Source organism: Agreia sp. Leaf210 (assembly GCF_001421485.1).
In the GTDB taxonomy this organism is placed as follows: domain Bacteria; phylum Actinomycetota; class Actinomycetes; order Actinomycetales; family Microbacteriaceae; genus Agreia.
Genome location: NZ_LMKK01000002.1, coordinates 664,897 through 677,212, shown reverse-complemented (window position 1 = coordinate 677,212; position 12,316 = coordinate 664,897). Strand labels below are relative to the sequence as shown.

Annotated in this window: 10 protein-coding genes; 5 read left to right on the top strand and 5 right to left on the bottom strand. The window is 67.4% G+C overall.

Translation table 11 applies throughout. The features are described from left to right. Window positions 1–203: 203 nt before the first annotated feature. Window positions 204–752 (top strand): hypothetical protein, encoded by a 549-nt coding sequence (locus tag ASE64_RS09195; protein ID WP_055779082.1) that lies wholly within the window; start codon window positions 204–206, stop codon window positions 750–752. Window positions 753–766: 14 nt separating this feature from the next. Here the strand turns inward: ASE64_RS09195 and ASE64_RS09190 are convergent, their stop codons facing one another. After that, the gene (locus ASE64_RS09190) at window positions 767–2,017 is read right to left on the bottom strand and encodes an EAL domain-containing protein (RefSeq protein WP_055779079.1); all 1,251 of its coding nucleotides are present in this window, start codon (window positions 2,015–2,017) and stop codon (window positions 767–769) included. Between the two features lie 154 nt (window positions 2,018–2,171). Between ASE64_RS09190 and ASE64_RS09185 the strand changes: the two genes are divergently transcribed. Next, on the top strand, window positions 2,172–3,797 hold the full coding sequence (locus tag ASE64_RS09185; RefSeq protein WP_082466039.1) for a phosphatase PAP2 family protein: 1,626 nt from the start codon (window positions 2,172–2,174) through the stop codon (window positions 3,795–3,797). A gap of 28 nt (window positions 3,798–3,825) precedes the next feature. On the opposite strand, the gene ASE64_RS09180 is transcribed toward ASE64_RS09185, so the two are convergent. The 4 genes from ASE64_RS09180 to ASE64_RS09165 all read right to left on the bottom strand — a co-directional run bounded on the left by ASE64_RS09180 (window position 3,826) and on the right by ASE64_RS09165 (window position 8,234). Beyond that, window positions 3,826–4,629, bottom strand: a complete 804-nt coding sequence (locus tag ASE64_RS09180) for an alpha/beta hydrolase (RefSeq protein WP_055779077.1) — start codon at window positions 4,627–4,629, stop codon at window positions 3,826–3,828. Window positions 4,630–4,705: 76 nt separating this feature from the next. Beyond that, the gene (locus tag ASE64_RS17430; RefSeq protein WP_156351742.1) at window positions 4,706–5,200 is read right to left on the bottom strand and encodes a hypothetical protein; all 495 of its coding nucleotides are present in this window, start codon (window positions 5,198–5,200) and stop codon (window positions 4,706–4,708) included. A gap of 76 nt (window positions 5,201–5,276) precedes the next feature. After that, window positions 5,277–7,820, bottom strand: a complete 2,544-nt coding sequence (locus ASE64_RS09170; protein WP_082466037.1) for a phosphoketolase family protein — start codon at window positions 7,818–7,820, stop codon at window positions 5,277–5,279. Window positions 7,821–7,862: 42 nt separating this feature from the next. Continuing rightward, window positions 7,863–8,234, bottom strand: coding sequence for a TIGR02611 family protein (locus ASE64_RS09165; RefSeq protein WP_055779071.1), 372 nt, complete (start codon window positions 8,232–8,234; stop codon window positions 7,863–7,865). A gap of 155 nt (window positions 8,235–8,389) precedes the next feature. Here ASE64_RS09165 and ASE64_RS09160 point away from each other — a divergent pair, with 155 nt between their 5' ends. From ASE64_RS09160 to ASE64_RS09150, 3 genes are read left to right on the top strand one after another with little or no spacing between them, the layout of a single operon-like run. Continuing rightward, window positions 8,390–9,187, top strand: coding sequence for a DeoR/GlpR family DNA-binding transcription regulator (locus ASE64_RS09160; protein ID WP_055779068.1), 798 nt, complete (start codon window positions 8,390–8,392; stop codon window positions 9,185–9,187). Then, window positions 9,184–10,173, top strand: coding sequence for a 1-phosphofructokinase family hexose kinase (locus ASE64_RS09155; RefSeq protein WP_055779065.1), 990 nt, complete (start codon window positions 9,184–9,186; stop codon window positions 10,171–10,173). The genes ASE64_RS09160 and ASE64_RS09155 overlap by 4 nt, the downstream gene beginning before the upstream one ends. 16 nt (window positions 10,174–10,189) lie before the next feature. Continuing rightward, window positions 10,190–12,259 carry a PTS fructose transporter subunit IIABC gene (locus ASE64_RS09150; RefSeq protein ID WP_055779062.1) on the top strand — a complete coding sequence of 690 codons (2,070 nt, stop codon included), beginning with the start codon at window positions 10,190–10,192 and terminating at the stop codon, window positions 12,257–12,259. Window positions 12,260–12,316: the final 57 nt, after the last annotated feature.

The window sequence follows — 12,316 nt, the reverse complement described above, 5'->3', positions numbered from 1 at the left end:
TTCAGTACCCCATCGACTATTGCAGAAAGAAGAATGTCGCAGTGTGACGCCGAGGATACATCGGTGTCCATCAGCCTCTCACGCGGCATGTCGGCTCTCGGGCGCGCGAGGTCGACCATCATGAGACTCCGAGTCTCATAGTGGACTCTGATGTATGCGCGTCACATGCGAGATTAGAGGCGGTCGCGGAAGGGGCATGATCGATGGAATCGGGAAACGACGCCGCACGGGCCGTCGATGACTGGATGAGCCGGAACGCGACCGCGATCGGGTGGCGACGGCTGTCTCGCCGGCACGCTGGCAGCTTCGATCTCGGTGCCGATTCGCCGCATTCCGCCGTGCTGCAGGTCGTCGACGGCGAGTGGCATCTGCAACTCGAGACCGCGAAGGGGCGCAGCATGCCGGTGCTTGGCGCAGTCGATTCTCCCCTCGAGGTTCTTCTCGACGCACTGATGTTCGCCGTCTACATGCGCGCCACGGCCGAAGTCGATCGAGCTGACCGCACGGCCAGCGCGCAGCTCTCGCTCCTGCTCCATCAGCTGGCCGAGGCGACCGACGACGCGCGCTACGGGGGTCGCGCCGCTCTGCTGCTCGCCGGGCACGCCATCAAAGACGGTCAGCGACTCGAGGCCCGCTCCCGGATAGAAGACGCCGTGCGGCTCTTCGCCGTGGCGCGGGATCTGACGGCGGAGGAGAACGCGCGAACCGTTCTCGCCGATCTCCCACGGCTGATGAGCAACACCGGCGCCTGAACCGGCCGCCGCTCCTAGAGCCGTGCCACCAGCGTGCGAGCCGCCTCGATCGTGAGTCGGCGGTCGTGGGTGAGGATGAACTCGTAGGTGTCGTTCGTCGGCGAGGGGTCGCCGAGCTGACGCGCCGTGAGGGTCGCAGCGAAGTTCGGCGAGATCACCACGACGTTCCACTCGGCGACAAGTGGATCGGCGACGTCGAGTTCGACGCCGCACACGGAGTCGTCGAGGTCGAGCTGGTCGAATCCGTGGCCGAACACGCCGACGAAAGCCGCCGTGAGGCCCAGGGGGTAGTACCGTTCCACGGCCCGGTCGTCGAAGTTCTCTCGGTGCTGGAATGTGCCGAACACGAGGGCGGAATCGCCTTCGAGGGCGGCATGGGCCTCGAGGAACAGGCTGATCTGCAGCAGGAGTCCGCTGTTCGAGACGCGTGCCTCGCGCCGTTCCGCTGCGACGGAGAAGGGAGTGTCTTGCCGAAGCCCGGCGAGGCGTCCCGACGGTGCGGGTCGTACGCCGGAGAGATAGGGAAGCGTCGTCGGCAGCTCCGCGGCACCGCCGAAGAGCGGCCCCTGGGCCAGCGTCGCTCCGAGCGCCCTGGCGGTGACGAGCTGCTGTTCGGTCTCGACCCCGTGCGCCAGCACGAGGCATCCGGTCGCTTCGGCGTACGCCGAGACGCCGCTGAGAACGGATGCGAGTCGCTGGTCGGGCAGGTCGCTGACGATCTGCAGGTCGAGGCAGATCACATCCGGCGCGACGGCGGGCAGCAGAGCCAGGGTGTGCGGGTCGACGCCCACCTCGGTGATCGCGATCGCCCAGCCCTGGTCTCTGATGCGCACGATGGCCCGAAGGAGAGGAGCGAGATCGGTATCGATCAGAGTGTGACCCGCGATCTCGAGAACCATCGGATGCGCCAGCGCCGTCTCGTCGTCGGCGAGTCTGGCCACCGTCGAGGGGGCTGCACTGAAGAACAGGCTTCGGGGCGCCGAGAGGCCGGAACGCTCCGAGGTGAGGATCGCACCGGCGCGGCTCACGGTGTCGAAGTCGACGATTCTGCCGGAGTCCCGGGCCGCGGTGAGGAGCACGTCCTGCGATTCCAGAGGGGAGTCCTTCGGCCCTCGTGTGCTCGTTCCGTAGGCCACCACCGACATGGAGTCGAGGTCGAAAATGGGCTGGAAACGGGTGCGTACGAGGCCGCCCTCGATGATGCGATCGAGCTCCGCGCTCGCTCCAGAAGAGGATGCGGGGTCGGATAGCTGGGAGGCACTCACGGGAATTAATCATGACATCGATAGGTCTCTCGGTGGGGCAGGACGGTGCCCCCTGTTCGGGGCGAACGGTATCGGGTGTGCATGATGTTGAGGCCGCGGGGCCGTTCACGCAGAGTTCACCCACCCTCGACCTCGATCGATCTAGCGTTACTCCGTGAACCAACGAACCCGATTCCTTCGTCTCTCCGGAACGGTGACGATCCCTCTCGTCACCGTCGCTCTCCTCGCGCTGAGCGCTCCCCTCGCAGCGACGGCTGCCGCTCCTTACCCGAGCGACACGGCCAAGCCCGATCTGCCGTCACTGCTGAGCGGCTTCACCTCGCTGTGGCAGACGAGTGGCGTGAACGACCTGCACGGAACCGTCGTCGACGGCCCCACGCTCGCCCGCAACGACGAGCTCGCGGTGTGGATCAACGGTCATGCGACGCCGGCGCAGCAGTTCCTGGCCTTGCAGGATGCCGAATACCAGACGACCGGAAACACGAGCTACGACCAGTCGATCACGATCTCGACCGCGCTCGGCTCTGTGCTCGCCCCGATCTACGTGGCCGGACGACAGAACGGATCGCTGCCACTGACCACTGCCCTGATCAACAGCTCGAACGGAACCAGCGGTGCCTACGTGAGCACGGGTGCATCGAAGGCCGCTTTCAGCTACCCCCGCCCGTATCTGCCGACCGACCCGACGACACCAGCGGTGGCCGGCGACGATGCGGCATGCGCGCCGACGGTCGTGAACGCCTCGTCGCTGACGGCGAACCGTGTCGGCACGCCCTACGCCTCGTCGCAGGGAAACCTGCTGATCACGCGCGTTCCCGCGGTCGTCGACACGACGCACCAGTTCTCGACCAACGACGTGAGCCTCAGTGCCTCGTACAACGCCACCGGAATCTGCACCGGCGGCGCCTTCCCCAGCGGCCACACGACGACCGCCTACCAGGCGGGCATCACTCTCGCCACGCTGCTGCCGAGCCTCGCCCCCGAGATCCTGGCCCGCGCATCCGAAGCCGGCAACGACCGCATCGTTCTCGGCGTTCACTACCCGCTCGACATCATGGGCGGACGCATCGCCGGCGAGGCGGCGCTCGCAGCCCGCTGGTCTGACACGAAGTACCGCACCGAGGTGCTCGAGCCCGCGCAGAAAGAGCTGACCGACTACCTGCAGCAGCAGTGCGGTGGAACCCTCGACGCGTGCCTGGCCCGAGGTTCGGCGTATCAGTCGAACCCCTACGGTGGCCAGGCGATCCCGGGCGGCACCTCGCAGATCGTGACCGATCGCGCCAGCGCGGTCGCCGTCTATGGCGAGCGACTCGACTACGGATTCGTAAAGACCGGTTCGGCTAACCAGGCCCCGTCGGTGCCCGCGGGCGCGGAGAACCTCCTCCTCAGCACCTTCCCGAGCCTGAGCGACGCTCAGCGCGCCTCCGTTCTGGCTCAGACTCAGATCTCGTCGGGCGATCCGCTCGATCTCAGCGGTTCGGCCGCGGGATCGTGGCAGCGGCTGAATCTGGCCGCGGCGACGAGTGCCACGGTGCAGCTGAACGCCGACGGATCCGTGACGGTCGCGTCGGTCGGCGGCCAGGCCGCCGTTCTGCCCGTGGTGGCGCCGAACGCGACGGACCCGGGTGCCGCGGCTGTCGCATCCGGATCGTCGACGTCGTCGTCGCTCGCGGCGACCGGGCTGGATGCCGAGCCCGTCGTGATCGGTTCGATCGCGGCCACCCTGCTGGGGCTGGGTATGGTCGCGGCGCTGGGGCTGCGGCGCAAACGCACTCGCTGACGTCGTCGTCGTGTCGCCCGCCGCAGAACTACTGTGCGAGCGACTGCTGACGGAGCCAGATGAGGATCTCGGTGGCGAGCTGGTTCCAGCCGTGATCGATGGTGAGCGAGTGACCGCGGTCGGTGAAGGTGATGAGCTCGGTCACCGCGTTCGAGTCGCGATACTGCCTGAGGGTCGCATCGACGACGGTCTCGGGAACGGTGTGGTCGCGGCCTCCGGCGATCAGCAGCAGGGGAGCGCGATCGTCGTTGCCGGTAGCGACCTCGGCCTCCGAGTGCAGAGCGAAGTTCGCCACGGCGGCCTGGAAGAGAGGCCTCGCGGGCGAGGGGATGTTCCACGCGTTCCAGAGCGCCGACGATTCGTCGGCGCTCAGCGCGTTGCCGAAGCTGAACCGCCACTGCTCCTCGGTGAGGGAGACGGCCTTGTGAAGATTGCCGGGATTGCTCAGCACGGGCAATGACGACCGGAGTTGATTCAGCGGCAACGGGAGCACGCCCTTGATCTGGGCCGGATCGATGGCCACTCCGGCGGCCCCGTAGCCCTGCCCCAACAGCTTCTCGACGATCAGGCCGCCGAACGAGTGTCCGATGAGGATGGGCTGCACATCGAACGAGTCGGCGATGGTCTGAAAGTGCGAGACGACGTCGTCGATCGTCTTGTCTGCAGCATCGTGGGCGTGCGCTCGCGAGGCTTCGACGCTGTCGTGTTCACCCGGCCAGAGCGGGGCGACAGCGGTGTAGCCCTCGTGTTCGAACAGATCGATCCAGGGCTGCCAGCTGGATGCGTGCACCCACAGACCATGGATGAAGACGACCGGCTGCGGTGACGGCATGAGCGGCTTCCTTTCGATCGAACGGAAAGAACACTGTGGTCACCACCATAGGACTGCGGCTGTCGCGTTGTCGCGTCTACTTGGCGGCGAAGGAGAACTTCGTGCCGTCGAGGCTCGAGGGGTAGTCCGAGCCGTAGCTGTCGTCGACGCCGTCGACGAAGAGTCCCGTGTACACGAGAGCCAGAACGATCGAGAGGATGAGCGCGAGCAACGACACGCTGCTTGCGACGATCGCGAGGGTCTTCTTGCGTCCTTTGAGGAAGATCGCGATGACACCCAGAACCAGGGCTATGAACGCGAAGAAGCCGGTGATGTAGTTCAGAAAGGGTATGAACGATCCGAGCAGCGCCATACCGCCGATGATCAATGACAAGAGAGCGAGCCCTCCCGGCCCCGTCTTCGGCCGAATCGTGCCGGGTGCGTAGGGCGCGGCGGGGTACTGGCTGGATGCGTAGTAAGCAGGCGACGGGTTTGCCGGGGGCGCCTGCGGCGGAGGCGTTCCGTAGTCGCTGACGGGCGGCGATGCGGGGAACCGCGGCGTGCCCGGAGCAGGAGGCTGTGTGTCTGGCATGCTCCGAGTGTGGCAGAGGAGTCACCGACCGCGACACCCTCATCAGGGGGCCTGGCGCCCGCGCAGGCGTGCCCGCTTAGGTGTTGTCGCCGCCGGTCTGGTCGGCTCCCACCTCGTCGCGCGCCGAGTAGTTCTGTCGGTCGAAGCCGACTCCGTCTTCGCCCGACCACAGCCACTGTGCGACCTCGGGAATGTCCTCGCCGTGCTCGCGGGTGTACTGCCGGGCGCGCATGCGCGCATCCTGCATCTCTTGTCGCAACGCGGCGGCCTTCGAACCCAGCCCGGGCACCCGGTCGATCGCGTCGATCACCAGGTGGTAGCGGTCGAGGTTGTTGAGCATGAGCATGTCGAACGGCGTGGTCGTCGTGCCGTTCTCGATGAATCCGCGCACGTGCAGGTTGGCGTTCGCGGCGCGCCTGTAGGTCAGCCGGTGGATGAGCCACGGGTAGCCGTGATACGCGAACACGATGGGCTTGTCGGTCGTGAAGATGGTGTCGAAGTCGCGGTTCGACAGGCCGTGCGGATGCTCGGTGTCGTCTTGCAGACGCATCAGGTCGATCACATTCACGACGCGAACGCGCAGCTCGGGCAAATGCTTGCGCAGCAGGGATGCGGCAGCGAGCGTCTCGATGGTCGGAATGTCGCCGGCGCACGCCAGCACGATGTCGGGCTCGTCGCTCGGTCGCTCGGTGCCGGCCCAGTCCCAGATTCCGAGCCCACGGGTGCAGTGCGCCACGGCCTCGGGCATGCTCAGCCACTGCGGGCCGGGCTGTTTTCCGGCGACCACCACGTTGATGTAGTCGACGCTGCGCAGGCAGTGGTCGTAGGTCGAGAGCAGGGTGTTCGCATCGACGGGCAGGTAGACCCGCACGACGTCGGCCTTCTTGTTCACGACGTGGTCGATGAATCCCGGGTCCTGGTGGCTGAAGCCGTTGTGGTCCTGCCTCCAGACGTGGCTCGAGAGCAGGTAGTTGAGGCTCGAGACGGAGCGGCGCCACGGAATCGAGCGGGCGACCTGCAGCCACTTGGCGTGCTGGTTGAACATCGAGTCGACGATGTGGATGAACGCCTCGTAGCAGTTGAACAGCCCGTGCCGACCGGTGAGGAGGTACCCCTCGAGCCAGCCCTGGCACTGGTGCTCCGAGAGCATCTCCATGACGCGGCCCGCCCGGGCGAGGTTCAGGTCGACGGGCAGGATCTCGGCGTTCCACTGCTTGTCGGTCGCCTCGTATACCTCCTGCAGGCGGTTGGATGCCGTCTCATCGGGCCCGAAGATGCGGAAGTTGTCGGGGTTCAGGCGGATGACATCGGCGAGCCAGCCGCCGAGGACCTTCGTCGCCTCGGCCGTCTCGTGGCCGGGCGCCGTGACGTCGACCCCGTACTCGCGGAAGTCCGGCATCCGGAGCTCTCGGCGCAGCAGCCCGCCGTTCGAGTAGGGCGTCGCGCTCATACGCAGGTAGCCCTCGGGGGCGAGGCCCGTGACGAAGGGGGTGGGTGCGCCCGAGGGGTCAAACAGCTCCTCCGGCTTGTACTTCTTCATCCACGATTCGAGCAGCCGGGTGTGCGCCTCGGTATCGCGCGCGCTGGCCAGCGGAACCTGATGGGCGCGCCAGGTGTTCTCGACGGGCAGGCCGTCGATCTCGACGGGGCAGGTCCAGCCCTTGGGGGTGCGCAGAATGATCATGGGCCAGCGGGGTGTGCCCTCGAGGGTGCCGTCGGCGGCATCCTGCTTGATGGCGGCGATCTCGTTGAGCACGGCGTCGAGCGTCTCGGCCATGCGGGCGTGCACCAGCAGCGGGTCTTCACCGTCGAAGCCGCCCGACACGATGTGCGGGTTGTGGCCGTAGCCGCGCATCAGCGCGAGAAGGTCTTCTTCGGGGATGCGCGCGAGCACGCTGGGATTGGCGATCTTGTAGCCGTTGAGGTGCAGGATCGGCAGCACGACGCCGTCTTGCATCGGGTCGATGAACTTGTTCGAGTGCCAGGCCGTGGCGAGCGGCCCGGTCTCGGCCTCGCCGTCGCCGATGACCGCGGCGACCAGCAGGTTCGGGTTGTCGAAGGCCGCCCCGTAGGCGTGCGAGAGCGAGTAGCCGAGTTCGCCTCCCTCGTTGATCGAGCCGGGCGTCTCGGGCGCCGCGTGGCTCGGGATGCCGCCGGGGAAGCTGAATTGCCGGAACAGTGCGCGCATACCGTCGGTCGACTGATCGATCTTCGAGTAGATCTCTGAGTAGGTGCCGTCGAGCCACGCGTTGGCCACCATGCCCGGCCCACCGTGGCCGGGGCCGGCGATGTAGAGGGTCGGCAGAGAGCGCTGCCGGATCATGCGGTTCAGGTGCGCGTAGACGAAGTTGAGCCCGGGCGTGGTTCCCCAGTGGCCCAGCAGGCGCGGCTTCACATCGTCTCGGCTGAGCGGCTGCTCGAGCAGAGGGTTGTCGAGCAGATAGATCTGCCCGACAGACAAGTAGTTCGCAGCACGCCACCATGCATCCACCTGCAGCAGGGCTTCGCCCTCGAGCGGTTCGGCCGCCCGCTGGTACCAGGGGTTGTGCGCGTCGCGCGGAATGACGGGGGACTGGAGCCCATCGACGGTGGACGAGCGGGGGGATGCGGAACCGGTCATGGAACGTCTCCTCTGCACTGCACGGGTGAAGTGCTGCTCATCCTAGGCGCGCGGAGTGTCCGTTCGGGAGGTGCTTGACTCACGGGCCGCACGGGATGCGCGCCACGACTTCCAGCGCGCCAGGGCCTTCGCGAGCACACGTTTCAGCCACTGACCGAGGCGGTGGGCGGCGGGGAACTCGGTGCCCAGAATCGCGATGCCGAGGAACACGATCAGCCAACCCGGCCCCGGCAGCGGCACCAGGATCAGCCCGACGATGGCCACGGTGGCTCCGAGAAGCGCGACCGCGAATCGATAGGCGAATCGGATGCGCGGGTGCCGCTCGACCCAGGCACGTGCGCGGCGCAGCACGCGTCGAACGGGATGCTGCGGGCTCTCGCCGATCTCGATCTCTCGGGTGAGGGTGTCGGTCATCACCTCACGTTAAGCGAGAACCCTCTTTGTTGGCTGACATTCCCTCCCAGAATCTGTGTTTGTCTTGCTTTCGCAGATAAACAGACATAAAGTCACATCACACCACAGCCAGACGCGGGTTCACGGATGAATCGAAAGACGAGGTCAACGACGACATGTACGCGATAGAGCGTCACCAGAAGATCGGTGAGGAGATCGGCGCCCAGGGCCGAGTCACAGTCGCCGACCTCTCCGAGCGATTCAACGTCACTCCCGAGACCGTTCGTCGAGACCTCGATCTGCTCGAGCGGCAGGGTGTGCTGCAGCGCGTGCACGGCGGTGCAGTCGCCGGATCGAAGATCAGCCTCGCCGAGTCGACCGTCGCCGTGCGCTCCGACAAGGCGCGCGACTCCAAGCTCGTGATCGCCCGGGCGGCCCTCGGAATGATCGGAGAGTCGTTCCGCGGCTCGATCCTCATCGACGCGGGCACGACGACCGGAGCGCTGGCCCAGCTGTTGGCCGACTGGAGCCCCGTGGGCGGTGTGTCCGGCGGGCATCCACTGACCATCATCACCAACTCCGTGCCCATTGCGGCCGTGCTGCACCTCAACCCCGCCATCGAGCTGCATCTTCTCGGAGGCAGCGTGCGGGGCATCACGAGCGCCGCCGTCGGAGCATCGACCATCGAGCAGCTCGACCGACTGCGCCCCGACATCGCGTTCATCGGAACCAATGGCGTGAGCGCCGCATTCGGCCTCAGCACTCCCGAAGAGAGAGAGGCGGCGGTCAAGGCCGCGATGATCCGTCGCTCACGCCGCTCGGTCGTGCTCGCCGACTCGAGCAAGCTCGACGAAGAGGCGCTCTACCGCTTCGCCGAGCTACGCGACCTCGACACCCTCGTCTCCGACGTCGACCCGGCCGGAACGCTCTCCGCCGCCCTCGACGCAGAGGGCGTGGAGGTGATCGTGCCGTGATCGTCACCCTCACCATGAACCCCTCGTTCGACCGAACCGTCGAGCTCGCCGCCCCTCTCGCTCGCGGACAGGTGCAGCGCGCCGTCGTCACCGGGCAGGAGCCCGGCGGAAAAGGCGTGAACGTCTCGCGCGCTCTTCACGCGGCCGGATGCGACACCCTCGCGATCCTGCCCGGCGCGTCGACAGACCCGTTGGTCGTCGCGCTCGAGGTGTCGGGCATCCCGACGGCCACGGTCGAGATCGAGTCGCCTATCCGCTCGAACATCACCCTGGCAGAGCCCGATGGAACGACCACGAAGCTCAATGACCCTGGCGTGCACCTGTCGCAGGCCGTCGTCGCCGAGCTGATCGACGTGGTCGTGGCGCAGTCCGCGTCTGCGTCGTGGCTCGTGCTGGCGGGTTCCGTGCCACCCGGCGTCGTCGAGACCTTCTATGCCGACCTCGTTCGCGCAGTGCGGCTCTCGCCCACGGCTCCGCGGATCGCCGTCGACAGCTCGGGTGCGCCCCTCGCGGCGCTCGTCGCGTCGAGAGAACGGGTCGACCTCATCAAGCCGAACGCCGAAGAGCTGCTGCAGCTCGCCGAGTCGCAGGGTCTCGACACGGGCGGTGCCACGCACGAGCAGCTCGAGGCCGACCCCGCGCTCGCGGTCTCGCTGGCGCAGTCTCTTCTGTCGCCCTCCCTCGGGGCGGTGCTCGTGACGCTCGGATCGCATGGCGCGGTGCTGGTCGAAGCCGAGGAAGCCTGGCGCGCCCCGGCTCCGCGGATCGTGGCCCGCAGCACCGTAGGGGCGGGCGACTGCTCGCTCGCGGGCTACGTGCTCGCAGACCAGCGCGGCGACCTCCCCGGCGCGCGCCTCGCCCAGGCGGTGGCCCACGGCGCCGCCGCCGCCTCACTCCCCGGCACGACCGTGCCGACACTCGAACAGACACATCCAGGCGACATCGTCGTCACCACGATTCCGCGCGTCGCCGCGGGGCAGATCTAAACAAAGGAGAACAAGGATGTCTTCACTCATCACACCAGGGCTGGTGATCCTCGACGAGGATCTCGGAGCCGACCGCGCCGGCGTGATCAGGCGCCTCGCCGAGCTGGTCACGGCATCCGGTCGCGCCAGCGACACCGAGGCGCTGTTCGCCGACGCCTGGGCGCGCGAAAGCAAGACCGACACCGGAATCCCGGGCGGAATCGCCATTCCTCACTGCCGATCGACCGCGGTGCTCGAGCCGACCCTGGCAATGGCGCGCCCCGCGCCCGCGGTCGACTTCGGCGCATCCGACGGCCCCGCAGACATCATCTTCTTCATCGCGGCTCCCGACGGTGCCGACCAGGCGCACCTCGTGCTGCTGTCGAAGCTGGCCCGATCGCTCATCAAGCCCGAGTTCGTGACCGCCCTGCGAGAGGCCTCCAGTGCCCAGGCGATCGTCGACCTCGTCGACGAGGCGCTGTCGGATGACCCCGCCCCGGCCGCCGCGCCCGTCACGGACTCGACGCCCTCCGCATCCGCATCGGCCGACGACTCTTCGAGCGCCGCGACCCGGCCCATTCTGGTCGCCGTCACCGCCTGCCCGACCGGCATCGCGCACACGTACATGGCCGCCGACTCCCTCGTGGCCGCAGCCAAGCGCGCCGGCGCGGAACTGCACGTCGAGACGCAGGGATCGTCGAGCGTGACGCCCCTCGATCCGGCGCTGATCGCCAACGCGGTCGCCGTGATCTTCGCGGTCGACGTCGACGTGCGCGACAAGGGACGGTTCGCGGGCAAGCCCGTCATCCAGGCTCCCGTCAAGCGCGGCATCGACGAGCCCGACAAGATGGTCGCCGAAGCCCTCGCCGCGGCCGACGACCCGCAGGCGCGACGCGTCTCAGGTGACGGCGCTGCGGCATCCACCAGCACCGCTGCCAATGAGCACGTCGGCCAGAAGATCAAGCGTTGGCTGCTCACCGGTGTCAGCTACATGATCCCGTTCGTCGCGGGTGGCGGTCTGCTGATGGCCCTCGGCTTCTTGCTCGGCGGATACCAGATCAGCGACAACGCGAAGGACATCATCCTTCAGAACAGCCTCGTCAACCTGCCGGATGGCGGGCTCGGAACATACCTCGGTGCCGTCGCGTTCGCCATCGGCAACGCATCGATCGGCTTCCTCGTTCCGGTGCTCGCGGGCTACATCGCCTACGCCATCGCCGACCGTCCGGGTATCGCGGTGGGCTTCACCGCCGGCGCCGTAGCCCTGCTGATGAACGCCGGATTCCTCGGTGGCCTCGTCGGAGGTCTGCTCGCCGGATTCATCGCCTGGGCCATCGGCCGGCTGCAGGTTCCTCGCTGGCTGCGCGGACTGATGCCCGTCGTGATCATCCCTCTGGTGGGGTCGATCTTCGCGTCGGGGCTCATGGTCCTCGTGCTCGGTGGACCGATCGCCCTCCTGATGAGCGGCCTGAACGACTGGCTGTCGTCGCTGACCGGTGCCTCGGCCGTCGTGCTCGGGCTCATCCTCGGAATCATGATGGCCGCCGACCTCGGTGGACCGATCAACAAGGTCGCCTACTCGTTCGCCGTCGCGGGCCTCTCTGCCGGAACGATCGCGAACCAGGCCCCCTGGCAGATCATGGCGGCCGTCATGGCCGCGGGAATGGTTCCGCCGCTCGCCCTGGCCCTCGCCACCGTGATCGACAAGAAGCTGTTCAGCCAGGCTGAGCGTGAGAACGGCAAAGCCGCGTGGCTGCTCGGTGCCGCCTTCATCTCCGAGGGCGCGATTCCGTTCGCCGCCGTCGACCCGCTGCGCGTCATCCCCGCCAGCATCGTCGGCAGCGCCCTGACCGGCGCGATCGTGATGGGCACGGGAGTCACCTCGCAGGCTCCCCACGGAGGCATCTTCGTGTTCTTCGCGATCGGCAACCTCGCCATGTTCATCGTGGCGATCCTCGCCGGAACGATCGTGTCGGGTCTGCTCGTCGTCGCTCTCAAGAAGTGGGTTCGTCGTCGCCCGGTCGAGGGTGCCGAGGGCGCAGCCGCATCCGATTCGGTCGTCGCGGGATCCGCCGCCCCGACCGCGGTGCCGGCAGCCGCTCGCTGAGCCGGCCCCGCATCCACCCCGTCACAATCACTCACTCACGCAATCACTGAAACGAAA